Source organism: Sinomonas gamaensis, assembly GCF_005876955.1.
Taxonomy (GTDB): domain Bacteria; phylum Actinomycetota; class Actinomycetes; order Actinomycetales; family Micrococcaceae; genus Sinomonas; species Sinomonas gamaensis.
This window is the reverse complement of record NZ_SSCL01000016.1, coordinates 39426-63081: the sequence shown is the minus strand read 5'-3', so window position 1 is coordinate 63081 and position 23656 is coordinate 39426. Positions and strand designations below refer to the sequence as shown.

The window sequence follows — 23656 nt, the reverse complement described above, 5'->3', positions numbered from 1 at the left end:
GAGGGCCCACGGACGGGCCCGGAGCAGTACCTATTTCTCACTCACGGAGGAAAGAAACACCATGGCTCTGACCGTCAACACCAACCTCATGGCCCAGCAGGCCTACCTCAACCTCAGCAAGACCTCGACGGATATGTCGAACTCGATGGCCAAGCTCTCGAGCGGTCTCCGCATCAACACCGCCGCCGACGACGCTGCGGGCCTCTCCATCTCCCAGGGCCTCCAGGCCCAGGTGAGCGGCAACCAGATCGCGGCCCGCAACGCCCAGGACGGCATCAGCCTCATCCAGACGGCTGACGGCGCCCTCGGCGAAGTCCACTCGATCCTGCAGCGCATGCGCGACCTCGCCGTCCAGGGTGCGAACGATTCCAACAACGCAGACTCACGCAACGCGATCCAGTCTGAAGCGGACGAGCTGTCCAAGGAACTCTTCCGCATCACCGATGGAACGAAGTTCAACGGCATCGATCTGCTCAAGGGCAGCTCGCTGAACTTCCAGATCGGCGCGAATGGCGACGCGGACAGCCAGATTACTGTGAAGACGGCGAACACGTCGACGGACGTTGGCAGCCTCGCGTCGACGGACGGGACCACCGCGGGCACCGGTTTCAAGGTGGACACGAGCGCCAACGCGCAGACCACGATCACCGCGATCGACACGGCGATCACGGCGGTCTCGACCAGCCGCGCTAGCCTTGGCGCTTCGCAGAACCGGCTGACCCACGCGCTGAACATCGCGAACACCTCGGCTCAGAACCTGACCGCCGCGAAGTCGCACATCACCGACACTGACATGGCGCAGGAGATGGTGAACTACACCAAGGACAACATCCTCTCGCAGGCCGGTACGGCAATGCTTGCCCAGGCCAACCAGTCCGGCCAGGGCATCCTCAAGCTCCTCGGCTAAGCGCATCGAGAGCCGATCGAGTGTTGATGGCGGCTGGAGGGCACCGCTACCCCTCCGGCCGCCATCGGCGTCCTCACGAGACAAAGGAGTGTGAACCGTGTCGACGTTGTCGATGAACGGGCTCGGAAGCGGCCTGGACATCACCTCGATGGTCAACGCCCTCATTCAGGTCGAAGGTCTTCCCCAGCAGCAGCTGCAGCAGACGAAGCTCACCGATCAGAGCATGATCACGAACCTGCAGATCATGAACAGCAAGGCCTCCTCGCTGGCGACGCTCGCGACGAACCTGGCGATGCCCAGCGCTTTGAACCTCTACACGGTCAGCTCCAGCAGCACGGCGGTTACCGCGACCGCCGGGACGGGCGCCTCGGCGGGAACGGTGAGCATCCGCTTCGACCGGGTCGCCCAGACCCAAGTGGACGTCACGGCGGCGATGGGCAGCTGGCCCACTGACAGCTCGGGGGCACCATCGGTCCTTACGTTTGTCGACTCGACGGGCAAGCAGACCGAGGTCACCCCGGCGAGCACGTCGCTCGACGATGTCGTCTCCGCCATCAACGCGTCCGGCGGGCCGGCGACGGCGATGAAGGTCGCCGCAGGCCAGGACGCGAGCGGGAACCCGCTCTACCGGCTACAGTTCACGGCCGTGAAGTCCGGAGCCGACGGAGCCTTCACCGTCTACCAGGGCACCGCCGCCCAGGTGACCGCAGGCTCTGCCGCGGACCTCACGGCTCAGCCGGGTGCCGCCGTCGTCACCCAGGCCCAGGACGCGCAGGCGACGCTTTACGCGGGGACGGCCGCGGAGCAGGCGGTGACGTCGTCGTCGAACACGTTCTCCGACATCATCCCGGGGCTCACCGCCGTGGCGACCCAGGCCGCGGTCGGGCAGACCGTGACATTCACGATCGCCGGGGACAACGCGGGAGTGGAGAAGCAGGCGAACAGCTTAGTCACATCGATCAATGACCTGCTGTCCAACATCTCCCAGAACACGTCGGTCAGTGCCTCGATCAACTCGACCGGCGGATCCTCGGCCACGGGGGGTCTGTTCACCGGGAACTCGACGGTTCGCGCCGTGCAGGACGCAATCACGAACGCGCTCTATATGCCGACGTCGAACGGCAAGTCGCCGTCGGACCTGGGAATCAGCATCCAGCAGGACGGCTCGTTCGTCTTCGACCAGGCCAAGCTCGACGCCGCGATGACCGCCGACTCGAAGGGCACCATCGCCTCCCTCCAGGAGATCGCCTCGCGGGTCTCGGCGGCGGCGAAGAACGCCTCCGATCCAGCCAAGGGATCGCTCACGTCGTTGATCACAGGACGTCAGGCCGAGGTGGCCCAGCTCTCAGACCAGATCAGCGACTGGGACACCCGCCTCGCCGACCGCAAGGACGCGTTGATGGCGCTCTTCAACGCCATGGACACCTCGCTCGGCACGCTGAAGGCCCAGCAGTCGTGGCTCACGAGCCAGATCGCCGGGCTGCCCGCGTACTCGTCGTCCAGCTCGAAGTAAGCCCGAAAGGACGTCAGTGACCATCCACGCCGCCCGCGCCCGCCAGCAGTACACCCGTGACGCCATCCTCTCGGCCAGCCCCGCGCGGTTCCTCACCATGCTCTACGACCGGCTGCTCCTCGACCTCCACCGAGCGTCCGCCGCCCAAGATGCCGCCCAGTGGCAGGCAGCGAGCGACAATCTGCTCCACGCGCAGGACATCGTCGCCGAGCTCACGTCAACGCTCAAGCCCGGCACGTGGAACGGCGCCGAGGGCCTTCGCGGCATCTACGACTACGTCCGGACCGCCCTCATCAACGCCAACATCCACCGCGACGTGGCCCGCACGCGTGAGGCGATCGCCTTGCTCGAGCCGCTCCGCCAATCGTGGCACGCGGCGGCCGCGTCACTGCAGGAGGAACAGTCGTCGTCGGGCTCACTCTCGAGCCCGGGAGCTGGCGGCTTCGTTGGCTGAGGACTGGGAAGTCGTCCTCGATCGCCTCGAGGCGGACCTCGACGCCGTCGAACGCAGCTTCCGCGACGGGCACGCGCCCGTCGTCGAGCCGTGGTCCCTCCCCAGCGGCCTCGGGCCGCTCCCGGAGCGACTCGCGCGCCGCGCCCTCGCCCTCAGCGAACGCCAGGACACCCTCGCCGGGCTGCTTGAGCAGAGGCGTACGACGACGGGCCGTCACCTCGCCGCTGTCCGCTCCGTCCCCGCACCGCGCCGGGCGATGCCCGCGGTGTATCTGGACGTGGAGGGCTGATTCCGGCGTCGGCGGCTGACGGGTCGGGGGCTAACGGGGGGCCGCGGACTTCTCCGCCTCACGGGTCGACATGAGCCAGACGCCGGCGATAGCCACGGCGCCCGCGGCAACGAAACCCGCGAACGCCAGTGGAGGAGCGTTCTGCGCCTCGCCCAGAACGACGATGCCGAGGGTCACCGCGACCATCGGGTCGATGACCGTCAGCCCTGCGACGACCAGTTCCTCGCTTCCGCTCGCATGGGCCTTCTGGACCAGACTCGCGCCGAGGGCCAAGGCCCCCACCAGCCCGGCCATCCCGAGCATCGACAGCCATCCGAAATCTCCCTGAACGACTCGGCCGATGATGGACTTGGCGAGCGTCGCCACAAAGCCGTAGAGGACCCCAGCGCTCGCCGTTGCTGCGGCCGCCTGGGGATGGCGACGCGTCCAGACCCAGACGACGACGGCCGCGGCCACCACACAGGCGAGCAGGATCAGGGTGTCACGAAGATGCGCATCGTCGGCTTGAACGTCCTGGGCGGAAAATGAGGCCACGGCCACGAACGCGACGATCCCGACCAGGCAGAGGGCGATCGCGAGCGCCTTCCTCCGACTTGGGAGGCGGTGGAGGTGCTTGGCTTTCGCCAGGGCCGTGACCACAAGGGCAGAAGCGCCGATGGGCTGGATCACCATGAGCGGGGAGAACCGGAGGGCGCTCAGCTGGAGGACCACCGCCGCGCCGAGCATCGCGGTGCCGAAGAGCCAGACCGGCCGGCGCAGGAGGTTCTTGATGCGGGTCTCCCTCTTGCCTCCTGCCTCGACCGCTCGGTCTTGGTAGATGGTCCCGAGGGCCAGGAAGACCGCACCCAAGAAGGCGACGGGGATGCCGATCCAGTGCGTGGAGGAGAAGACCTGTGCGCCCTTGAGCGTCGCAGCTTCGATTGTCAGCATCGAACCGCTCCCTCTTCCTGACGATGTCGCTACCCGCGGGCACAGCCATCGAAACGAGCCTTGGTCGAAACGAGCCGAGACTGTGGAAGGCTGGGCGCATGTTCGAGGACTTCGACGCGCTCAGCTTCGACTGCTACGGAACGCTCATCGACTGGGAAGCCGGAATCGCCGCCGTCCTTGGGCCGTGGGCCCGGGCCGCGCGTGCGCAGCTGACGGACGAGGACCTGCTGCTCGCCTACGGAGACGAGGAAGCGCGCGTCGAGAAGGAGAACCCGGGCGCGCTCTACCCGGAGGTCCTCGCTTCCGCGTTCAGGGCAACGGGCGCCAAGCTCGGCATCCCGGTTTCTCAATCCGACGCAGAGCGCCTCGGCTCCTCCGTTCCTGACTGGCCCGCGTTTCCGGACTCGAGCAAGGCCTTGGCTCGGCTGAAGGCCCGGTTCAAGCTCATCATCCTGTCCAACGTCGACAAGGCGAGCTTCGCGGGGAGCAATGCGCGCCTCGGCGTCGAGTTCGATCGGATCATCACGGCCGAGGACGTGGGCAGCTACAAGCCGTCGCAACGGAACTTCGACGCCCTGCGGGAATTCGCGGACGGAGCGGGCCTGAGGGTCCTTCACGTGGCCCAGAGCCTCTTCCACGATCACGTTCCGGCGAAGCAGGCCGGTCTTCAGACCGTCTGGATCAACCGGCGCCACGACCGACCAGGCTGGGGCGCCACACCCGATCCCGGCACCGACGTCCGGCCGGACTGGACCTTCACCTCGATGGCTGAGTTCGCCGAGGCCGTGGTTCAGGACGGCTGAGCGTGTCCGCCTGATGCTCGACGATCGGGAGGGATTCGACCCGGCTCTCCTCGACGTGAGCGAACGAGAGGGCCGCAGCGAGTTCTGCCTGGCCCCCGCTGATGGCTCGGACGATCGCGACGTGCTCGCGGTAGAGCTCCTGCTGGTCCCGGTCCTTGGCGATGTGGAACAGCCGCCGCACGTGGCCGCTGACCGGCGTCATGAGCTTCTGGAGGAGCCGGTTGCCACTGAGGGCCACGATCTCCTCGTGCAGGCGGGAATTGAGCTCGGCGATGCGATCCTCGTCGCCCGCGTCGGTCGCCTGGTGAGCCTGTTCCAGGAGGCGTTCGAGCGGGGCGGGCGAGGCGCCGTCCGCGCAGGCGTGGGCCGCGAGGCGGGCGGAGAGGACCTCGAGACTTGAGCGGACATCGAACAGTTCGCGGACGGCGGCGACGGTCATCGGGACGACGACGGCGCCCCGGCGCGGGATCGTCTCGATGTAGCCCTCGCTCTCGAGCTGGGGGAGCGCCTCCCGCACGGGGACCCGAGAGACGTTGAGCTCGGTCGCGATGTCGCGCTCTCGCACCCTCGAACCCGCAGGGAGCGTCCCGTCGATGATGCGCTCCCGGAGCCATTCGTACACGCTGTTCGCACGGGACGCCGAGGATTGGCCGTCTTCGTTGAATGCCCCCGCCGACATGGCTTCCTCCCCTTCACGGATCTGCCCTTCATCGTAGCCCAGCCGTTCGGGCCGACAACGTCACTCGACCCAATTGGCATGCCAGACCTGCGGCAGGGAGGGGAAATTTCGAAATTTCCGCCAACAGAGTCTTTTCTGGCATGCCAAGCGGGTCTATTGTTGATGACACCGGCAAGCGAAGGAAAGCCCAATGACTCTCGTCCTCACCGCATCAGACCTGACCACGCTGGCGGACATGGAGGTCACGATCAAAGCCGTCGAGAACAGCTTCGCCGACCTCGGTGCCGGTTTGGCATGCCAACCGGCACCGGCGTCGATGGAACTGCCAACCTCCGACGCCCGGTATCTCGTCATGGCCGGTGCCTCCGCCACCCAATCGCTCGTCGCGTGCAAGCTGCTCAGCGACATCCCGGGCAACGGCGCTCGCGGACTTCCGAGTCAGCGTTCCTCGATCGTCCTGGTGGACGCGGAGACGGGGGAAACCCTCGCGCTCCTCGACGGCCGGGTCCCCACCCGGATCCGGACGGCGGCGGCCAGCGCTGTTGCCACCCGCACCCTCGCCCGGCCCGAGAGCAGCGTCCTCGGCCTCGTCGGGGCCGGAGCGCTCGCGGTCGCACATGCCGAGGCCATCGCCTCGGTTCTGCCGATCGACACCGTCGAGGTCTGGTCGCGGACCGCGGAGACGCTGGAAGCCTTCCGTCGGAGCCTGGAGGCTTCGGGCCATGAGAAGGCCGCGAACCTGAAGGTCGTGGCGGCAGCGACGGCGCGAGACGTCGTCGAGTCCAGCGACGTCGTCTGCACCCTCACGCCATCCCGGAACCCGATCGTCTTCGGGGATTGGTTCAACCCAGGCCTCCACCTCAACGCGGTCGGTGCACGCCCCCGCCCGACCGATCGCGAGGTGGACGGGGAGGCCCTGGCCCGCTCGCGAGTCATCGTCGACAGTCTGGACACTGCCCTCGCCAAGTCGGGCGACCTCTTGCTCGCGGTCGAGGAAGGGGCCCTTCGCGCCCGGGACGTGGCCGGCGAACTCGGCCAAGTCCTGACCGGGTCGATCGCCGGTCGGGAATCGGCCGAGCAGATTACGCTTTTCGATTCCGTCGGAATTGGCCTCCAAGACCTGGCCATCGGACGCGTTCTCTACGACACGGCCCTCGAAAGAGGTGTTGGCCTGAACATCGATCTGAGCCGCTGAAACCCCCCGCCACAACACTCCAACCCAGCCGCATATCAACGAGGATAGAAAGGCATTCCGATGTCATCGGAAACACAGCGCCCCCTTCTGACCCGCATGGATGACCTGCCCGTCCTGCGCCCCCACATCAAGTTGGCCCTCATCGGCGGACTCGGTCTCATGTTCGACGGCATGGACGGTTCGCTCGTCTCCTACATCCTTCCGATCATCAGGCCCCTCTGGCACCTCGACGGCGCCCAGACCGGACTCATTGGAAGTTCCCTTCTGATCGGTATCCTCATCGGCTCGATTGCGGCCGGCGTCATCGGGGACAGGGTGGGCAGGCGGCGCGTCATGATGTACGCGCTGGCCCTGTACGCCGTCGCCTCAGCCGTTGCCGCGGCTTCCCAGGGCTGGGAATTCTTCTTCACGATGCGAGTGATCGCCGGAATTGGCATCGGCGCCGAATCGGCGATCATTCCCACGTTCATCGCCGAATTCATTCCCAAGCGTCGCCGGGGATTCTTCGTCGGTGCAGTGGCCGGATTCTTCGCCTTCGGCTATATCTGCGCCGCCTTGCTCGGCACCACCCTCGTGGCCGGGCTCCACGACGGCTGGCGCCTCAGCCAGCTCGTCACTGCGCTCCCCATCGCGATGCTCCTGTGGTGGCGGCGCTCGCTTCCTGAATCGCCCCGCTGGCTCCTGACCCGCGGGCGCTCGGAGGAAGCCCAGCAGATCGTCGACGGCCTCGAGCGAGGACAACTCGTCCGCGTCGCACCCATGCCGGCCTCCGCCGTCGGGCCTTTCCAACCAGCCGGCGGACGTGCCAAGCCGCCGCTCTTCCGGCACCTCGATCTGTGGCGGCACGGGACCGCCCGCCGCACCGCGGTCCTCTGGCTGCTCTGGACAGCCGTGACCTTCTCCTTCTACGGGTTCTTCACCTGGATCCCGTCGCTTCTCGTGGCGCGCGGCATGACGATCGCGAGCAGCTTCACCTTGTCGCTCATCATGACGGTTGCCCAGATTCCCGGCTATTACAGCGCCTCCTACCTCAACGAGCGGTTCAGCCGTCGCGTGACGATCGCCGTCTACCTCCTCGGGGGCGCAGGCTCCGCCTTCCTTCTCTCACAGGCTTCCACCGAGGGATGGGTCGTCGTCAGCGGCTCGCTTCTCTCCTTCTTCATGAACGGCTGCTACGCGGGCCTCTACGCGTATACCCCCGAGGTGTACAGCACTGAGCTCCGGGCGACGGGCATGGGCACCGCCTCTGCCGTGGGCAGGATCGGTGGAATCGTGGCCCCGATCCTCATCGGCGCCACGTTCTCGGTCCTCGGATTCGGCGGAGTGTTCACAATGCTCATGGCGGTCCTCGGCGTAGCGGCGCTCGTTGTGCTGGCCCTCGGCGTCCCGACCCGCGGACGCGCTCTCGAGGAGATCGCAGCAGGTGCCGCGTCTGGACCCGAGCAAGAGCCTGGACCCGCCGGCATTGCACAAGAGGGAGCGGGCTCCGACCCACTGGCCGAGGCCGAAGGCAGCAGGCATGGGCGCTCGTAGAGAGCCGGGAAGAGGGGAGGGAACGACGGCGGCCGGGGCCGCCGTCGTTCTCCGCGACGCCCGGATTCTCGACCCGGCGACCGGTGATGTCAGCGCACCCCGCACCATCGTCGCGCGGGGCGGCCGCATCCTCGAAATCTCCAATTCGACGCGGACTGTTCCCGACGCCGTCGACATCCCGCTCGCCGGCCTGACCGTGCTGCCGGGCCTCATCGACGCCCATGTCCACGTGACCCAGGCGTCCGGCGACTTCTCCGAAATCCTCTCGTGGACCCCGAATTATCACGCGGCGCGGACCGCCATGGTGATGCACGAGATGCTGCTGCGCGGCTTCACCGTGGTGCGCGACATGGGCGGCGCGGACACCGGTCTCGCCCGGGCGGTGGAGGAGCGGCTGATCACCGGGCCGCGGCTCAAGGCTGGAGGGCCCATCTTCGCGCCCACGGGAGGCCACGTCCTGACGAAGGTGTGCGACGGAGAGGTGGAGCTGCGCCGGGCCTTGCGGGCGGAATTCAGGGACGGCGCGGACCACGCCAAGCTCACGCTGTCCGGCGGCGTGGTCTCGAAGATGCGGATCGAGGCGCTCGGATTCTCCGACGCCGAAGTGGTTGCGGCGGTGGACGAGGCCCGCCTCGCCCACAGGTACGTGGCCGCGCACGTCTATACAGCGGAGGCGGTCTCGCGGGCCCTGCGGCTTGGCGTGAGGACGATTGAGCACGGAAACCTGCTCGACCAGGAGTGCATCGACCTCTTCCACGAGAAGCAGGCCTACTACGTGCCCACACTCGCGACCTATTGGGCGATCCTTTCCGGGCGAACGGGGCATGGGCTCGACGCCTCCAAGCGCGCTGATGTGGAGGAGATCTTCGAGCGCGGCCTCGAGTCTCTGGACCTCGCATCCCGATCTGGCGTCAAGATCGGGTACGGCACCGACCTGCACGGCGAAGGGCTGGCCATCCAACTCGAGGAATTCTCGTTGCGTGCGCGTGTCCAGGATCCCCTCGACGTCATCCGGTCCGCGACGCTCGTGGGAGCGGAGATCGTGGGGGAGGAGGGCCAGGCGGGCGTCGTGCGCGAGGGTGCGCGGGCCGATCTGATCGCTGTCGACGGCGATCCACTGGCCGACATCGAGGTGCTCGCCGGAGGCCGCGCACTGCGCTTCATCCTCGCCGACGGAGATCCCCTTCAGGTTTCCTGAGAGTTCGGCGAGATGATCGAGGTGCTCGAGTTCCCCTCGGCAGCATGCATGTGAGTGCTTGGGGCGGGGCCGGGCTTATTTTGTCGGACCCCTTGGGGAGACTTGTTCCATGATCGTTGAGGAGGCCCGGCATCTCTCGGAGGCGCTGGTCCCTGGCCTCTTGGGTGCGGACCCCTGGGGCGGGGACCCGCTGGGGGCTGTGGCCTGGGACTTCCGGGGCGATCCTCTGGCCCGGCTTCTCGAGGCTCCGGCCGTTGACCCCTCATTGTTCGATACGCCGGGCCCCGACTTCGAGGCGGAGGCGATGTGGGAGGCCTCCCTGTCCCCGGCGGGGATCATCGCTCGGGCCCGGGCCGAGCGCGCGGAGGCGCTCGTGGCCGAGCTGGAGCGGATCGACGCCGAGCAGGCACGGCTCGAGGCCCGCAAGGCGATTACCCTCGCCGCGCTCACTGCCGCAGTCGGGGGCTCCTCCCCGGACCCGGCCCGGCGCCTGGACGCCCCGACGGTGGCCGCCTCCGAGTTCGCCGCCGCCCTGCGCATCTCCCAGCGCACCGCCGCGGCCGCCGTCGCCGAGGCGGTCGCGCTTACTACGCCTGCCTGGGAGCCCGTGCTGGAGGGCATGACGTCCGGGACCCTGCCCCGCCGCCGCGCCCTCGCGGTCCTCGACGCCGCCGCCCCCGTCCCCCCGGACCAGCTGGCCCAGTTTGCTGCCGCGGCCGTGGCCATCGCGGCCCCGCCCGCCCCCGGCATCGCGCCGACCCAAGGCGCCCTCAGGCGCCGTCTCCGCCGCCTGGCCGAGGAGCACGCGGGCGAGGCCCTGGCGGTTCGGAAGGAACGGGCCGCCGCCCATCGCAGGGTCGATCTCGAACCCGCCCAGGACGGGATGTGCTGGCTCAGCGCCTACCTGCCCCTCGAAGCCGGGGCCGCGATCGACACCCGTCTGGAGGCCCTGGCCCGGTCCCTGCAGGGGCCCGGGGAGGAGCGCACCATCAGCCAGCTGCGCGCCGACGCCCTCGCCGACCTCCTCACCGACGCCAGAGCCAACCTGCTCACGGTCCCATCAGGCTCGGCTGCGACGGGAACGGCGGGAACGGCAGGGGCGGGCCCGGCCGGTGGGGTGCGCCTGGAGCTGATCGTCACCGTCCCGGCCCGCACCCTCGCTGGGGAGGCCGATGCGCCCGGGGAGATCGCCGGGTACGGACAGTGGACGCCGACACCGTCAGGCTCATGGCCGCCCAAGCCGCGACCTGGTCCCAGCTCACCGTCGACCCCGGCACCGGCGCCCCGCTGGCCATAAGCAGGCGCCGCTACACCCCCACCGCCGCCATGCGCCGCTTCCTCGGCGCGCGCGACGCCACCTGCCGCTTCCCCGGCTGCGACAAGCCAGGCGCCGCCACCGAGGCGGACCACACGACCGAATGGTCCCAAGGCGGAACTACCGACACCGACAACCTCGCCCTGCTGTGCCGCCAGCATCACCGACTCAAGACCCTCGGCCACTGGAAGGCCCGTCAGATCTCCACCGCGGAATCACCTTCCCTGCCCGGGACCCTCGAATGGACAGCCCCCTCCGGCCGCAAATACGTCACCTACCCCGACGCCGATCTACCGCCACCTTTCTGACTCGGAGCGGATCGCGGCCCTTGCGGCGTATCTCGGCACGGCGCGCATCAGCCGGGCCACCACGGAGAGCGTGGACGCCGCGGGCGACTGCGTGGTGCCCAATGACAGTCGAACGCGCGGAGGATGAGAAGAGGCTGTCCGAGTAAGGGGCACGTCGAGCCTTCGAAAGGATGCCTCATGGCTGATCGCTCCGTGATCCTGGTCGACGCCGGCTACCTTCTGGCCGCGGGAGGGACGCGAGTCGCGGGAACGTCCCTGAGGTCCGCGATCAGGGTCGACTACGAGAAGCTGATCTCCGGGATCTTCGACCTCGCCCGGCAGGATTCCGACCTGAATGCCCTGCGCATGTATTGGTACGACGCGTCCCGCGACGGAATCCCGAATGAGCTCCATAAGCGGATCGCCCTCACCCCTGGAGTGAAAACCCGTCTGGGCCGGATCTCCTTCAACGGCGAACAGAAGGGCGTCGACCTCAAGATCGGTCTCGACTTGGTCAACGCTGCTCGCAACCGTGCCGCTTCGGTGGCCTACCTCGTCTCGGGCGACGACGATCTTGCGGAGGCGGTCGAGGCTGCCCAAGAGTTCGGGATGCGGGTTGTCCTCGTCGGGGTCGAGAACGTCGACCATCACCTCGGGGTGCTCTCCGTGGCTGAGGACATCGCCCTCCGTGCAGATGCGGTCCTGCCCCTGCCGGGTGTGCTCGTCCATGAGACGTTCACCCGAGCCGTGCAGTCGGCTCCCGATCCGGCCGCCCCCACACCCACCCCGGGACCGAGGCCGAGCCCGCGTCGCCAGCCGATGGCGTCGCTGCCCGCCACGACCGCGATGGCTGGCTCCGGCTCTCAGCTGGTGTACAGCTCTGATCGTCGGCCGGCGAAAACCGACACCGTGATCGATACCGCCCGCGCGGTCGGAGTGGCAGTAGCCGAATCCTGGTACGGCTCCACGACGCAGACGGACCTCAACTCGGTCATCGCCGATCGCCCAGTGCTCCCCGTGGAGATCGACAGGGTGCTCCTCAAGGACTGCGCACGGCGCATCGGCGAGGCGGACACGGACCTCCAGACGGTGCGGCGTGCTCTCCGAGCGGCGTTCTGGGAGTACATCGACGGCCTCAACTGATCCCAGCGCCTGCCGCTAATGTCCCGGCTTCATCTGCCGATAGCTGCAGGTGAGCACGGACTGCTCCCAGAACCTGGCCATGGATGGGCCGGACGTTTCCTCGACCCAGGCAGGATTGTGTGCTCGATTCCGTGACCTCCGCCGCGCTCACGAGTGCGCTCAATGGGCTGTCGCTGCGTCAACAGGCCATCGCGGACAACATCGCGAACGTCAACACGCCCGGCTACCACGCAAAACGCGTCCAATTCGAGGACGCGCTCGCGGCCTCCGTCGCGGCGGGCAACGGAAATGCGCGGGCGACGACGGCAACCTCCCAGGAGCCGACCCGCACCGACGGGAACAACGTGAACCTCGACACCGAGACGCTGTCCAACATCGACACCGTGCTCCGCTACCAGTTCGCATCCCAGGCCATGAGCGCCCAGTTCTCGGGGCTCCGCACCGCGATGAAGACAGCTTGAGGGTGAGGACATGACCTTCGACGCCATCGGCATCGCCGGTACTGCCCTCACGGTCCACCGAAAGTGGCTCGACGCGATCTCGGACAACCTCGCGAACGTGAACACCGCGGCCCCTACGAGCGGCCCAGCATTCCAAGCCAAGTACATCGAGGCCCAAGCTGGCCCCGGGACCACCGGCGTCTACGTCAAAGGCATCTCCGAGGGCGATGCCACGGGACGGCTCGTCTATCAGCCGGACAGCCCCATCGCAGACAAGGACGGCTACGTGTGGTACCCGGACATCGATCTCAACGAGCAGATGGGCTCACTCATCATGGCGCAGCGCGGCTATCAGGCGAACGCGCAGGTGGTGGACAGGGCACGGGACATCTACGAGTCGGCGCTGCAGATCGGAAAGGGCTCATGAGCATCGCCCCTATCGGCCCCATTTCCCCGGCGGGTGTCGCTGGCCTGGGTGCGGTGACCCCGACGACGGCGGCACCGGCAGGCTCGTCGTTCGCGGCCAGCCTCGCGGGCGCCGTCGACAACCTCCAACAGCTGCAGTCGACGTCGAACCAGCTCGCCGTACAGGCGGTCACCGGCAATCTGGACGACATCCACAACGCCACGATCGCGGCGACCCGCGCCCAGGTCACCCTCGAGCTCGCGGCCACCGTCCGCAACAAGGGCGTTGACGCGTTCAACGAGATCATGAGGATGCAGGCCTGATGCCGCCGTTCATCACTGCCGCGCTCCGTCGCCTCAGCGCGACGGTCCAGGGCTTCACGGTCGGCCAGCGCACTGTTGCGATCATCGGACTCGCCGTGCTCGCGCTCGGCGGCTTTGCCCTGACGTCGTGGCTCACGAAGCCCAGCTACGCGCCACTCTTCACAGGGCTTCAGAGCTCGGACGCAAGTGCCGTGGTCCAGCAGCTCGCCAAGGACAACGTGCCCTACGAGCTGGCCGACGGCGGCTCCACGGTCCTCGTGCCGCAGGAGAAGGTCTACGACGAGCGCCTCAAGGCCGCCTCGGCCGGCCTCCCCGCCGCGCCCGCGACCGGCTACTCGCTGCTCGACAAGATGGGCGTCACTTCGTCCCAGTTCCAGCAGGACGTTACCTACAAGCGCGCCATCGAAGGCGAGCTGGCGACGACGATCTCTCACCTCGACGGCGTGAAATCGGCGAGCGTCCAGCTCGCCCTGCCGGACAAGTCTGTCTTCACGTCCCAGAAGACGGACCCCACCGCCTCGGTGTTCGTCCAGACCCAACCCGGGGTGACGTTGTCGAGCGACAGGGTCGACGCGATCGTCCACCTCACGAGCGCCTCGATGCCGGGGATGAAGGCAACCGACGTCTCCGTGGTGGACTCGCAGGGCAACGTGCTCTCCGCCGTCGGCACCGGCACCACGGGCAACAGCACCAAGCTCGCCTCCGATTATCAGCAGCGCACGCAGTCCGCGGTCCAGGCCGTCCTCGACCGCGTGCTCGGACCCGGCAACGCCACGGTCGCGGTCATCCCCGACGTGAACCAGCAGTCTGCGCAGCAGAAGTCGGAGACGTTCTCGAGCGCCAACAACACCGCGCCCCTGAGCCAGTCCACGAAGACCGAGAAGTACACGGGCACGGGAGCGAACGGGGCCTCGGGCGTGCTCGGCCCGGACAACATCAGCGTGCCGTCGGGGACGAGCACACCGGGCACCTCGGGCAACGGCACCTACGACTCCACCACGGATACCAAGGACAACGCGGTCGACAAGGTCACTGAGGATCGCACGATTCCCGCCGGCGCGCTCAAGAAGCAGTCCGTCTCGGTCGCCATCAACCAGGCCGCGGCGCAGGGCATCAACCTCCAGAACCTCAACTCGCTCGTCTCGGCAGCGGCCGGCATCGACTCCCAGCGCGGCGACATTCTCTCGGTGCAGGTGGTTCCGTTCAGCACCGCGGCAGCGGACCAGGCGAAGGCCGCCCTCGCGCAGCAGCAGGCCGATGAGGCCGCGAAGGCGCAGGCAGCTCTGTGGTCCAACATCATGTGGGCCGGCATTGCACTGCTCGCGATCCTCCTCGTGGCAGTGCTGCTGTGGTTGCGCGCCCGCCGCGCGGCCGTCCGCGAGCCGATCGATCTGGGCGGCGACATCATCTATGACGAGCTGCCCCAGCCGGCCGTGATCGAGGCGGCCCCGACGGTGGCCCTCCCCGTCCCCGAGCCGCTCCCGGCCCTCCCAGATCCGGGCACCGAAGTCCTCGACGCCGAGCGCCGTCGCGCGCAGGTGGACCGCCTCGGGGCCGTGGATCCGCAGAAGACCGCCGAGTTCCTGCGCGGCCTCATGGACGACCGGGCTGGCGTATGACCCCCTTGGCCCTCGAGCAGCAGCTCACGGGAACGCAGAAAGCTGCAATCGTGCTCATGCAGATGAGCCCGGAGAACGCGGCGAAGGTCATGGCCCACTTCAGCGAGTCCGAGGCCGAGGACATCGCCGCGGAGATCGTGCGGCTGAACCGGGTCGAGGCGGCGGTTTCGGATAAGGTCATCGCTGAATTCCACGACATCGCCGTCGCCGGGCGAAGGACCACGCGCGGGGGGCGCGACCTCGCAGCGGGGCTCCTCGAGTCCTCATTCGGCGCCGACAAGGCCGCCGGAGTCATGGGCCGGCTCGCGTCGACGATGGCGGGGAAGTCCTTCGAGTTCCTCGACACGGTCGAGCCGTCCCAGCTCCTGACGCTGCTCGACGGCGAGCTCCCCGAGACCATCGCGCTCGTGCTCGCCCATCTCCGGCCGGAGAAGGCCTCCGCGGTCATGGCCGGGCTGGGGGAGGGGCAGGCGATCGAGGTGGCCCACGCCCTCGCCACCATGGGTTCCGCGACGCCCGAGGCTGTGACGATCATCGCGGAAAGCCTCAAGGCGCGGACGGGAACGGCCGTGGCAGCAGGGCGGAGCCATGCCGAGATCGTCGGCGGCGTGCAGCCCCTCGTGGACATCATCAACCGCTCCGACATCGGCACGGAACGGGCCGTCTTGGACGGGCTCGAGCAGAAGGACCCCGAACTTGCCGAGGAGGTCCGCTCCAAGATGCTCACGTTCGCGGACATCGTGAAGCTCGAGTCCCGTGACATCCAGCAGATCCTGCGCGGGATCGACGCCGGCGTCCTCGCCCGGGCGATGAAGGGCGCCGCTCAGCCCCTGCTCGACGCGATCAACAGCAACGTCTCGGATCGCAACCGCGAGATCCTCCAATCGGAGATCACGGCGGTCGGGCCGGTTCGCGCCTCGGAGGTGCAGGAGGCGCGCGCGTCGATCGTCCGCACGATCCGCGAACTCGAGGCCTCGGGCACCATCACCGTACGACGCGGGGAGGAGGACGAGATTGTCTACTGACGTCGAGGCGGCTCAGCCCCGCACTGTCACGTTCCCCGCGATCCACGGCGCGAACGAGAGCGAAGGCTTCACACGCGGCCACGCCGCCGGCTACGCGGCCGGGCTGCGCAAGGCGGAGGCAGAAGCGCGGGTGCTCCGGGCCGAGCTCGAAGCCCAGCACGCCGCCGCCCGCGAGGAGGGGCAGCGCCGCCTCGCCTCCGCCGTCGTGCTCCTCGAGTCCGCAGCGGCCGCGCTGCATGCCCGCACCGCTCCCATCCTCCTGGAGGCCGACGACGAGTTGGCGGCTGCCGCCATCGCACTCGCCGAGGCGATCCTGGGCAGCGAGCTGTCCGACGCCGCGACCGGCGCGAAAGCCGCGCTCAAGCGCGCGCTCTCGGCGCCGGATTCCGAGGCTGCAGTGGCGGTGCACCTGCATCCGGCCGATCTCGCGCTGCTTGAAACGGAGCTTGCCCCGACATTGAGGACAACAACAATGACGACGACGGCGCAGGTCACCTGGGTGCCCGACCCGTCCTTGGCCCGAGGCGACGCCGTCGCCGAGTATCCCGACGGCGAGCTCGACGCGCGCATCGGCTCGGCGCTCGAGCGGGCCCGGGCGGCGCTCGCGGGGGTGACCCTGTGAGGGGCCTCCCAGGCGCGCTCGCCGCCGCCGCACCGGAACGGAGCGGTGTGGTGACCTCCGTGGTGGGCCTCGGGCTCGAGGTGGAGGGGCTCGGGTGCGGTGTGGGCGACGTCGTCGCCATCGAAACGGCCGACGGCGGCAACCGTGCCCGGAGCGTTGAAGCGGAGGTCGTCGCCACCGCGCGGGGCTCGCTGCGCTGCATGCCGCTGGGCCGACTGGCCGGGGTCCGGCCCGGCGACCGGGTGCGGGCCCGCCGCGGAGCCGTGCTGGTCCCGACGGGAGGCGCGCTGGTTGGCCGCGTCCTCGACGGGCTCGGAAGGCCGATCGATAGCCTCGGGCCGATCGACGGGAAGGGGATGCGCCCCGGTGAGCGCGTGCCCCTCGACCATGATGCTCCGTCACCTCTGCAGCGTGCACGGATCGACACCCCGCTCCAGACGGGCGTCCGCGCCCTCGACACGCTCACGACCCTTGGACGCGGTCAGCGGCTTGGCCTCTTCGCTGGTTCGGGGGTGGGGAAGTCCTCCTTGCTGTCGATGATCGCGCGGGGAACGGAGGCCGAGGTGTCCGTCATCGCGCTCGTGGGGGAGCGCGGCCGCGAGGTACGCGAGTTCCTCGACGACGATCTGGGGGCCGAAGGCCTCGCCTGCTCGGTCGTCGTCGTCGCGACCTCCGACGAGCCCGCGCTCATGCGCCTCCGAGCCGCGTTCACCGCGACGCGCATCGCCGAGTCGTTCCGCGACCGCGGCGCGCACGCGGTGCTCATGATGGATTCGCTCACCCGCGTGGCCATGGCCCAGCGCGAGGTGGGACTCTCCGCAGGCGAGCCGCCGGCGACGCGCGGGTACCCGCCGTCGACCTTCGCACTCCTCGCCCGACTGCTCGGGCGAGCCGGGACGGGAGCCACGGGATCCGTCACCGGGATCTACACCGTGCTCGTGGACGGAGACGACCACAACGAGCCCGTGGCCGACGCCGCCCGCTCGATCCTCGACGGCCACGTGGTGCTGGATCGCCGACTCGCGGTCGCCGGGCATTACCCGCCGATCGACGTGCTCGGCTCAGTCTCGCGGGTGGCGTCCAAGGTCAACTCCGGCGAGAACCAGGCGCTCGCCGCAGAACTGCGACGCGTGCTCGCGGCACGGAAGGCGGCCCAGGACCTCATCGACGTCGGCGCCTACAGAGCGGGCAGCAATCCGCTCGTGGACGCGGCCCTCGCGCACGAGGCGGAGATCGACGCGTTCTTGCGGCAAGGCCTCGGCGAGCAGACGCGGATGGCCGAAGCCTGGGCCAGGCTCGACCAGCTGACCACGATCCTCGGAGGTGCACGATGAGCCGACAATTCCCCCTCACCGGCCTGCTCCGGCTCCGCCGCCTCGAGCAGGACCAGGCCGCCGCGCACCTCGGCGCCGTCAACGCCCAGCTCCGGGCCGTGGCCGCGCGCAAGGACGCCGCGCTCGCCGAGGCGGAGCGCCTGCCCTCGGAGGCCGCTGACGCTGCCTCGCTGCGCGCCATCGCCGCCGCCCGCTCCGCCTCGTCAAGCCTGCTCGCGGAGCTCGAGGCGCTCACCGCGCTCGCCGACGCAGACGCCGAACTCGCGCAGCACGACCTTGCGGCGGCACGCGCCCGGACCCTCGGGCTAGAGAAGCTCGAGGCACGGCACGCCGCAGAGGCCGCGGCCGCCGACCTCGCCGCCGAGCAGAACGTGCTCGACGAGCTCTCAAGCGCCCGCCGGGGAGCTGCCCGATGAGTATGGTCGACGCGCTCGGGCGCGTCTCGCAGATCCAGTCGACTCTCGTCCAGCTCGCCGACTCGGCCTCGCGCACCAAGGACGGTCCGGCGCCTGCGTCAGCGAGCAGCGACTTCGGGCAGGCCCTCGCCGACGCGGTCTCGAGCACGACGGCGGCCATCGCCCCACGCGCGAATGGCGCCTCCGCTGCGGGTGCGGTCACCGGGGATCAGGTTGCCGCTGCCGCCCAGAAGTACGTGGGAGTGCCGTATCTCTGGGGCGGGACGGATCCGTCGAAGGGCCTCGACTGCTCGGGCTTTGTCCAACGCGTCTACAAGGACCTAGGGATTTCGCTCCCGCGAGTGGTGCACGACCAGATGCAGGCGGGCACTCCCGTCCCGTCGCTCGCCGATGCAAAGCCCGGCGACCTGCTGGTGAGCTTCGGCGGGGAGCACGTCGCGATCTACCTCGGCAACGGCAAGGCCATTGATGCGCCCGTGCCAGGGAAGACGATCCAGGTGCGGGACGCGTGGGAGAAGTACTCGAACCTCACGGCCATCCGCCGGATCGTGCCGGATTCACCAGCCACGCCGTCGTCGTCGCCCGCCGGGCTCGACGCGAGCCAGACGCAATACGCCCAGACAATCGTGGACCGCGTCCGTGCTCGCGGGCTGCCGTCGCAGGCCGCCGTCGACGCGATCTCGACGGCACTTCAGGAATCCTCGCTCCGGATGTACTGGAACCCTAAGGTTGCGGGATCGCAGGCGCTCGCGCCCGACCAGTCGGCGGTCGGGACCGACGGGTACTCGGTGGGGCTGTTCCAGCAGCAGGTCAACGGGAATGCCTACTCGTGGGGAACCGTCGCTGACGCCATGGATCCCGTGAAGTCCACGGACAGGTTCCTCGACCGGCTCACCGCAATCCCGGATTGGCAGAGCATGTCCGTCGCCGCCGCCGACCAGTCCGTGCAGCGCTCCGCGTACCCCGAGGCGTACGCGAAATGGGAGGGCCAGGCGCGCCAGATCGTCTCTGCCCTCTCCAGGACGGGGGCCTGATGGCGGCGTTGCTTCCCGCCCTGCCGACGCCGTTGCCCCTGCTTGGCGTGCCGGGCGCCGCCTCCGCGGCCTCCGCTGCCTCCGCGGCCGACGGCGTTGCCTCCGAGCTGTTCGCCGCGGCGCTTGCGTCGCTGGTCCCGGCAGCTGACGCCGATGGTTCGTCGGCAGATCAGACTCCCGACGCGCCGGCGCACATGCCTCTTCGGGCTGAGAATCCTAGTGCGGAGGGGATCGCGGATTCGCTGACGGCATCGGAGGTGCTGGCTGCCTCGGGGATGTTGGCTGCCTCGGGGATCCTGGTGCCGCAGGTTCCCGCGACCGTCTTGGTTACTGCTCCGGCCCTACCGGGGAATAAACCCCAAGCCGCGCAGCTCCCCACAACTTCCGGAGGTCCGGTGCTGGGGGCCGGACTTCCGGATCAACCCCGGCCTGCTCAGGCAACTGGCGCGGGTGTGCCAGTTCCCACTGACGCAGCTGTGCTAGTTCCCGCGAAGGTGCCGGAACAGTGTGTGGTGAACCTGCCTGCGCAGAGTGAGCCTGCGGCGCGAACGGAAGCGGGCCCCTTGGCCGAGCTGGCCCGCCAAGCTGAGCTGCCGCCGTCGTCGGCTTTTCCTGTGGTGACCGCGCAGCCATTCGCGCCGCTCACCCCCTCGGTGCCGAATCCTCCGGCTCCAACGCACCACCTCGTCACGGTGCCGATGGCGCCTCAGCTGGCGAAGCCCATCTTCACGCTCGCGGCCGGCGCGCCCGGGGTGCAGGTGATGACGGTCAAGGTGACTCCCGAGAATCTGGGGCCGGTCACGGTGCAGGCGCACATCGGCGCCGAGGGCTTGAGAGTCGAGCTGTTTGCACCGACGGACGCGGGTCGGGCTGCCGTTCAGGCGGTGCTGCCGGACCTGCGCCGGGACTTGGCAGACGCCGGGCTCGCCGCGACTCTCGACCTCTCCGAACGCAACACTCCCCATGAAGGCGCGCGCGACGGCAGTGAAAACGGCTCGCGCGACAGCGGGCGGCGTGGGCGACGTGAAGAGGGAGTCGGCGCAGTGCTCGGGGCACGGGCTTCCCCGGCGCGAGCCGCGCCGTTTCTTCCGGTTGGAAGCGCGGCGGGCCTCGACATCCTCGCTTAGAGCCCGATCAGGAAACCAGAGCCCTATTAGGAAAGCAGCCATGAGCATCAGTCCCGTCAGCAGCCCGGTGGGCATCACGAGCTTGACCTCCGCCACGCCCACGCGCACACCGAAGCAGGCGCTCGACTCGAGCGTTTTCATGGATCTCCTGGTCACCCAGCTCAAGAACCAGGATCCGAGCTCGCCCATGGACACGAACGCGATGATCGGCCAGACAACGCAGCTCGCGATGATGGAGAAGCTCACCCAACTCGCCACAGACAGCGCGCAGGGGCTGAGCGTCCAGCAACGCGCCGCCGCCGCTGCGCTCATCGGCAAGGCCGTCACGTACCTGACCGGCGACGGGACCGCTGGCGCCGGGAGGGTCGGATCGGTCTCCTACAGCGGCTCGACGCCGACCCTCACGATTGGCGGAGCGTCCATTCCGCTGGGATCAATTACCGGAATTACCGAGGCTTAGGCCCTTACCCGAAAGGCATTCCCATGCTTCGTTCGCTCTACTCCGGCATTTCGGGCCTGCGCGCCCACCAGACCATGCTGGACGTGACCGGCAATAACATTGCCAACGTCAATACCGCGGGGTTCAAGGGCTCCTCGACGGAATTCCAGGACACGCTTTCCCAGCTCACTCAGGGTGCGTCGGGTCCGCAGGCGGAGACGGGCGGAACGAACCCTGCGCAGATCGGACTTGGTGTGAAGGTTGCCGCAGTGACCACGAATTTCAACCAGGGCTCGGCTCAGTCCACCGGCAAGGCGACGGACATGATGATCTCCGGTGACGGCTTCTTTGTGACCAGCCGTGGCGGGCAGCAGCTCTACACGCGCGCGGGGTCGTTCGAGTTCGACGCCGGCGGACGTCTCGTGAGCGCCGACGGCGCGCTGCTCCAGGGCTGGACGGCCGACGCCTCGGGCGCCGTGAACACGGGCTCGCCGATCGGGAACATCGTCCTGTCGCCCACGGCCACCGTTCCCGCCATCGCCACGACACGGGCCACGTTCGACGGCAATCTCCCCTCTGATGCCGCCGCAGGCACCGCCCTCGAGCGGGATGTGCACGTCTTCGATGCCAGCGGCGTGGCCCGGGATCTCGCGGTGACGTTCACTCGCACGGGGACCGGATGGGACGTCACGGCGGCCGACGCGAACGGCGCCACAGGCAGCGGTTCGCTCGCGTTCACGAACGGCAAGCTGACCTCCGGCGGCTCGCTGGCGGTGGGCGGAATGACCGTGGACCTCGCAGCCGTCACCGGCTACGCAGGGATGACGACGGTCGTTGCGAGCGGACAAGATGGCGCTGCTGCGGGCACACTGGTGTCCTTCACACTGGGCAACGACGGGTCGCTTGTCGGAGCATTCAGCAACGGGGTCAAGCAAGTGGTGGGTCGAGTGGCGCTTGCGAAATTCACCAATCCGGAGGGCCTCGAGAAGGCAGGGGCATCTTCTTACACGAGCACGGCGAATTCGGGGAACCCGCAGGTCGGCGAGGCTGGCGGGCCGGGATTCGGAACGCTGACGGGAGGCGCCTTGGAAATGTCGAACGTTGACCTTTCGCAGGAATTCACGAATTTGATTGTCGCCCAGCGCGGCTTCCAGGCGAATGCGCGCATCATCACCACGTCTGATCAAGTTCTGCAGGAATTGGTGGACCTGAAGCACTAAACCCAACTGGCCATCGCGGCGTCGATGCCTTCGACAAGGCGGCGGTAGCTGCGGTCGATGTCGGCGGGCAGGCCGAAGGCGTCGTTGATTTCGAGGTGGACGAAGCCGTGCAGGGCCGCCCGCAGCGCGCGGGCGGCGTCGACGGCGTCGTCCCCGGTGAGGCCGTAGCCCGCGAGGGTCGCCTCGACCACCCGGAGCACTGCGGCCGCGGCCTCAAGCTGACCCTGGTGCTCCCCGGTCGGCGCAGCGACGGTCCCGGCGTATCGCCCCGGATGCGCCAGCGCATACCCGCGGTAGGCGGCTGAAAGGGCGAGTACGGCGTCGCTGCCGGATTTGCCGAGCACGGCGTCGGCCATCGCGGTCGCCAGCTCGCGGAGCGCAAGGGTGCTGACTTCCAGCCGGAGCGCCTCGAGGGAGGCAATGTGCTTGTAGAGGCTCGGCAGCTTGACCCCGCACCGGGCCGCGATGGCAGCCAGGGAGATGTTGTCCCACCCGGTTTCGTCGGCCAAGGCCGCGGCCTCCTCGACGACCTTCGCTGGGCTCAGCCCAGCCCTAGGCACGGGGCAGGACCTTGTGGGCGAACGCAATCAGGGCGGGATTGAGGATCTCTGGCTCCTCGGCCTGAGGATAGTGTCCCGCGCCCTGCACGAGCAGCTGCTCGGCGTTCGCGAGATGGTCCACAATCCAGCTGGCCTCCCGGACTGGGTCGGGGAAGTCGGGGTCAGCGGTACCCATCACGACGAGAGCGGGGCACTGCACCTCGGCCAGACGTGCCTCGGCCGGCGCGTGGCTGGTCCGCGTCGTGGCGGCGAAGGCCCGGGCGTGGCCGGGTCGACGCATGCTCTCCCGAATCGCGGCCCGGTGTTCGGAAAAGTCTGCCGGCTTGCGTCCCGGGGAGAGCGAGGGCAGGTAGGCGTGCCAGACGGCGGGAGCCCAAGGACCAGACATCGCCGCCCGGAAGGCCCACGCCATCAGGGGGTTGATCGGGGTCTCGCGCACGAACGGGCCGATCAGAACGATTCCGGCCACGAGGTCGGGCCGCTCGGCGGCGGCCCACACCGCGGCGCCGGCGCCCATGGAGTTGCCGACGAGGAGCGCGGGGCCGCCGAGCTCTTCGATGAGGGCAAGCGCGTCGGTGGCGGCAGCGACGTCGTCGTACTCGGCAAAGGTGGCGTCGCTGTCGCCGTGGCCGCGCAGGTCCACGGCCGTGACCCGGAAACCAGCCGCCGCCACGGCGCGGACGTTGTGCCGGTAGCTGCTCCGCAGCTCTCCCATCCCCGGGAGGCACACCACGAGGGGGCCCTCGCCGAGGACTTCAAAGGCGAGCTGGCCGCCGTCCCGCTGCAGCATCCGAAGATCGGTTCCAAGACTGGACATCATGACCCCTTCGCTAGTGCTCATAGCT

General features: G+C 68.7%; 27 protein-coding genes. 23 read left to right on the top strand and 4 right to left on the bottom strand.

Annotated features, from left to right (window positions below; genetic code table 11):
- Nucleotides 1-61: 61 nt before the first annotated feature.
- The 4 genes from E5679_RS17715 to E5679_RS17700 all read left to right on the top strand — a co-directional run bounded on the left by E5679_RS17715 (nucleotide 62) and on the right by E5679_RS17700 (nucleotide 3163).
- On the top strand, nucleotides 62-907 hold the full coding sequence (locus E5679_RS17715) for a flagellin N-terminal helical domain-containing protein (protein WP_171042432.1): 846 nt from the start codon (nucleotides 62-64) through the stop codon (nucleotides 905-907).
- A 97-nt stretch (nucleotides 908-1004) separates the two neighbouring features.
- The gene (fliD, locus tag E5679_RS17710; RefSeq protein ID WP_138418332.1) at nucleotides 1005-2420 is read left to right on the top strand and encodes a flagellar filament capping protein FliD; all 1416 of its coding nucleotides are present in this window, start codon (nucleotides 1005-1007) and stop codon (nucleotides 2418-2420) included.
- 16 nt (nucleotides 2421-2436) lie between these two features.
- Nucleotides 2437-2874: a flagellar export chaperone FliS gene (gene fliS / locus E5679_RS17705; protein ID WP_338055923.1), complete on the top strand. Its 438-nt coding sequence runs from the start codon at nucleotides 2437-2439 to the stop codon at nucleotides 2872-2874.
- Nucleotides 2867-3163, top strand: coding sequence for a hypothetical protein (locus E5679_RS17700; RefSeq protein WP_138418330.1), 297 nt, complete (start codon nucleotides 2867-2869; stop codon nucleotides 3161-3163). Before fliS ends, E5679_RS17700 begins: the two co-directional genes overlap by 8 nt.
- 30 nt (nucleotides 3164-3193) lie before the next feature.
- On the opposite strand, the gene E5679_RS17695 is transcribed toward E5679_RS17700, so the two are convergent.
- Entirely contained in the window at nucleotides 3194-4093 is a 900-nt protein-coding gene (locus E5679_RS17695) for a DMT family transporter (RefSeq protein ID WP_138418328.1), read from the bottom strand.
- Nucleotides 4094-4191: 98 nt separating this feature from the next.
- On the opposite strand from E5679_RS17695, the gene E5679_RS17690 reads away from it, so the two are divergent.
- Nucleotides 4192-4896 (top strand): haloacid dehalogenase type II, encoded by a 705-nt coding sequence (locus tag E5679_RS17690; protein WP_138418326.1) that lies wholly within the window; start codon nucleotides 4192-4194, stop codon nucleotides 4894-4896.
- On the opposite strand, the gene E5679_RS17685 is transcribed toward E5679_RS17690, so the two are convergent.
- Complete coding sequence (locus E5679_RS17685; protein ID WP_138418324.1) at nucleotides 4850-5575, bottom strand: GntR family transcriptional regulator; 726 nt, start codon at nucleotides 5573-5575, stop codon at nucleotides 4850-4852. The two genes, E5679_RS17690 and E5679_RS17685, sit on opposite strands and share 47 nt — an antisense overlap.
- Before the next feature lie 190 nt (nucleotides 5576-5765).
- Between E5679_RS17685 and E5679_RS17680 the strand changes: the two genes are divergently transcribed.
- The 18 genes from E5679_RS17680 to E5679_RS17595 all read left to right on the top strand — a co-directional run bounded on the left by E5679_RS17680 (nucleotide 5766) and on the right by E5679_RS17595 (nucleotide 22251).
- A complete protein-coding gene (locus E5679_RS17680) occupies nucleotides 5766-6770 on the top strand; it encodes an ornithine cyclodeaminase family protein (RefSeq protein ID WP_138418322.1) in 1005 nt (334 codons plus the stop codon).
- 60 nt (nucleotides 6771-6830) lie between these two features.
- On the top strand, nucleotides 6831-8303 hold the full coding sequence (locus tag E5679_RS17675; protein WP_138418320.1) for an MFS transporter: 1473 nt from the start codon (nucleotides 6831-6833) through the stop codon (nucleotides 8301-8303).
- Complete coding sequence (locus E5679_RS17670) at nucleotides 8290-9501, top strand: metal-dependent hydrolase family protein (protein ID WP_138418319.1); 1212 nt, start codon at nucleotides 8290-8292, stop codon at nucleotides 9499-9501. Before E5679_RS17675 ends, E5679_RS17670 begins: the two co-directional genes overlap by 14 nt.
- 109 nt (nucleotides 9502-9610) lie before the next feature.
- The gene (locus E5679_RS17665; protein ID WP_138418317.1) at nucleotides 9611-10798 is read left to right on the top strand and encodes a DUF222 domain-containing protein; all 1188 of its coding nucleotides are present in this window, start codon (nucleotides 9611-9613) and stop codon (nucleotides 10796-10798) included.
- Nucleotides 10729-11124: an HNH endonuclease signature motif containing protein gene (locus E5679_RS17660; RefSeq protein ID WP_138418315.1), complete on the top strand. Its 396-nt coding sequence runs from the start codon at nucleotides 10729-10731 to the stop codon at nucleotides 11122-11124. Before E5679_RS17665 ends, E5679_RS17660 begins: the two co-directional genes overlap by 70 nt.
- Nucleotides 11125-11301: 177 nt before the next feature.
- Complete coding sequence (locus E5679_RS17655; protein ID WP_138418313.1) at nucleotides 11302-12246, top strand: NYN domain-containing protein; 945 nt, start codon at nucleotides 11302-11304, stop codon at nucleotides 12244-12246.
- A gap of 119 nt (nucleotides 12247-12365) precedes the next feature.
- The gene (locus tag E5679_RS17650) at nucleotides 12366-12707 is read left to right on the top strand and encodes a flagellar basal body rod protein FlgB (protein ID WP_138418312.1); all 342 of its coding nucleotides are present in this window, start codon (nucleotides 12366-12368) and stop codon (nucleotides 12705-12707) included.
- A 10-nt stretch (nucleotides 12708-12717) separates the two neighbouring features.
- Nucleotides 12718-13113: a flagellar basal body rod protein FlgC gene (locus tag E5679_RS17645; protein ID WP_138418310.1), complete on the top strand. Its 396-nt coding sequence runs from the start codon at nucleotides 12718-12720 to the stop codon at nucleotides 13111-13113.
- Complete coding sequence (fliE, locus tag E5679_RS17640) at nucleotides 13110-13415, top strand: flagellar hook-basal body complex protein FliE (protein ID WP_138418308.1); 306 nt, start codon at nucleotides 13110-13112, stop codon at nucleotides 13413-13415. Before E5679_RS17645 ends, fliE begins: the two co-directional genes overlap by 4 nt.
- Entirely contained in the window at nucleotides 13415-15034 is a 1620-nt protein-coding gene (gene fliF / locus E5679_RS17635) for a flagellar basal-body MS-ring/collar protein FliF (RefSeq protein ID WP_138418306.1), read from the top strand. Before fliE ends, fliF begins: the two co-directional genes overlap by 1 nt.
- A complete protein-coding gene (gene fliG, locus E5679_RS17630; RefSeq protein ID WP_138418304.1) occupies nucleotides 15031-16059 on the top strand; it encodes a flagellar motor switch protein FliG in 1029 nt (342 codons plus the stop codon). Before fliF ends, fliG begins: the two co-directional genes overlap by 4 nt.
- The gene (locus tag E5679_RS17625) at nucleotides 16049-16681 is read left to right on the top strand and encodes a FliH/SctL family protein (protein WP_138418302.1); all 633 of its coding nucleotides are present in this window, start codon (nucleotides 16049-16051) and stop codon (nucleotides 16679-16681) included. The genes fliG and E5679_RS17625 overlap by 11 nt, the downstream gene beginning before the upstream one ends.
- The gene (locus E5679_RS17620; RefSeq protein ID WP_138418300.1) at nucleotides 16678-18015 is read left to right on the top strand and encodes a FliI/YscN family ATPase; all 1338 of its coding nucleotides are present in this window, start codon (nucleotides 16678-16680) and stop codon (nucleotides 18013-18015) included. The genes E5679_RS17625 and E5679_RS17620 overlap by 4 nt, the downstream gene beginning before the upstream one ends.
- A complete protein-coding gene (locus tag E5679_RS17615; RefSeq protein WP_138418298.1) occupies nucleotides 18012-18431 on the top strand; it encodes a flagellar FliJ family protein in 420 nt (139 codons plus the stop codon). Before E5679_RS17620 ends, E5679_RS17615 begins: the two co-directional genes overlap by 4 nt.
- Nucleotides 18428-19465, top strand: coding sequence for a C40 family peptidase (locus tag E5679_RS17610; protein ID WP_138418296.1), 1038 nt, complete (start codon nucleotides 18428-18430; stop codon nucleotides 19463-19465). The genes E5679_RS17615 and E5679_RS17610 overlap by 4 nt, the downstream gene beginning before the upstream one ends.
- 563 nt (nucleotides 19466-20028) lie before the next feature.
- Nucleotides 20029-20592, top strand: coding sequence for a flagellar hook-length control protein FliK (locus E5679_RS20945; RefSeq protein ID WP_171042431.1), 564 nt, complete (start codon nucleotides 20029-20031; stop codon nucleotides 20590-20592).
- A gap of 40 nt (nucleotides 20593-20632) precedes the next feature.
- The gene (locus E5679_RS17600; RefSeq protein ID WP_138418292.1) at nucleotides 20633-21052 is read left to right on the top strand and encodes a flagellar hook assembly protein FlgD; all 420 of its coding nucleotides are present in this window, start codon (nucleotides 20633-20635) and stop codon (nucleotides 21050-21052) included.
- A 23-nt stretch (nucleotides 21053-21075) separates the two neighbouring features.
- Entirely contained in the window at nucleotides 21076-22251 is a 1176-nt protein-coding gene (locus E5679_RS17595) for a flagellar hook protein FlgE (protein WP_138418290.1), read from the top strand.
- Here the strand turns inward: E5679_RS17595 and E5679_RS17590 are convergent.
- Entirely contained in the window at nucleotides 22248-22811 is a 564-nt protein-coding gene (locus tag E5679_RS17590; protein WP_138418288.1) for a TetR/AcrR family transcriptional regulator, read from the bottom strand. The genes E5679_RS17595 and E5679_RS17590 overlap by 4 nt on opposite strands.
- Complete coding sequence (locus tag E5679_RS17585) at nucleotides 22804-23652, bottom strand: alpha/beta fold hydrolase (protein WP_249336211.1); 849 nt, start codon at nucleotides 23650-23652, stop codon at nucleotides 22804-22806. The genes E5679_RS17590 and E5679_RS17585 overlap by 8 nt, the downstream gene beginning before the upstream one ends.
- Nucleotides 23653-23656: the final 4 nt, after the last annotated feature.

Bases quoted from the DNA above. Each gene is read 5' to 3' on its own strand.
- E5679_RS17715 (WP_171042432.1), top strand. From the start codon at position 62: ATGGCTCTGACCGTCAACACCAACCTCATGGCCCAGCAGGCCTACCTC.
- E5679_RS17695 (WP_138418328.1), bottom strand. From the start codon at position 4,093: ATGCTGACAATCGAAGCTGCGACGCTCAAGGGCGCACAGGTCTTCTCC.
- E5679_RS17690 (WP_138418326.1), top strand. From the start codon at position 4,192: ATGTTCGAGGACTTCGACGCGCTCAGCTTCGACTGCTACGGAACGCTC.
- E5679_RS17685 (WP_138418324.1), bottom strand. From the start codon at position 5,575: ATGTCGGCGGGGGCATTCAACGAAGACGGCCAATCCTCGGCGTCCCGT.
- E5679_RS17680 (WP_138418322.1), top strand. From the start codon at position 5,766: ATGACTCTCGTCCTCACCGCATCAGACCTGACCACGCTGGCGGACATG.
- E5679_RS17675 (WP_138418320.1), top strand. From the start codon at position 6,831: ATGTCATCGGAAACACAGCGCCCCCTTCTGACCCGCATGGATGACCTG.
- E5679_RS17670 (WP_138418319.1), top strand. From the start codon at position 8,290: ATGGGCGCTCGTAGAGAGCCGGGAAGAGGGGAGGGAACGACGGCGGCC.
- E5679_RS17665 (WP_138418317.1), top strand. From the start codon at position 9,611: ATGATCGTTGAGGAGGCCCGGCATCTCTCGGAGGCGCTGGTCCCTGGC.
- E5679_RS17660 (WP_138418315.1), top strand. From the start codon at position 10,729: ATGGCCGCCCAAGCCGCGACCTGGTCCCAGCTCACCGTCGACCCCGGC.
- E5679_RS17655 (WP_138418313.1), top strand. From the start codon at position 11,302: ATGGCTGATCGCTCCGTGATCCTGGTCGACGCCGGCTACCTTCTGGCC.
- E5679_RS17645 (WP_138418310.1), top strand. From the start codon at position 12,718: ATGACCTTCGACGCCATCGGCATCGCCGGTACTGCCCTCACGGTCCAC.
- fliE (WP_138418308.1), top strand. From the start codon at position 13,110: ATGAGCATCGCCCCTATCGGCCCCATTTCCCCGGCGGGTGTCGCTGGC.
- fliF (WP_138418306.1), top strand. From the start codon at position 13,415: ATGCCGCCGTTCATCACTGCCGCGCTCCGTCGCCTCAGCGCGACGGTC.
- fliG (WP_138418304.1), top strand. From the start codon at position 15,031: ATGACCCCCTTGGCCCTCGAGCAGCAGCTCACGGGAACGCAGAAAGCT.
- E5679_RS17615 (WP_138418298.1), top strand. From the start codon at position 18,012: ATGAGCCGACAATTCCCCCTCACCGGCCTGCTCCGGCTCCGCCGCCTC.
- E5679_RS17610 (WP_138418296.1), top strand. From the start codon at position 18,428: ATGAGTATGGTCGACGCGCTCGGGCGCGTCTCGCAGATCCAGTCGACT.
- E5679_RS17600 (WP_138418292.1), top strand. From the start codon at position 20,633: ATGAGCATCAGTCCCGTCAGCAGCCCGGTGGGCATCACGAGCTTGACC.
- E5679_RS17595 (WP_138418290.1), top strand. From the start codon at position 21,076: ATGCTTCGTTCGCTCTACTCCGGCATTTCGGGCCTGCGCGCCCACCAG.
- E5679_RS17585 (WP_249336211.1), bottom strand. From the start codon at position 23,652: ATGAGCACTAGCGAAGGGGTCATGATGTCCAGTCTTGGAACCGATCTT.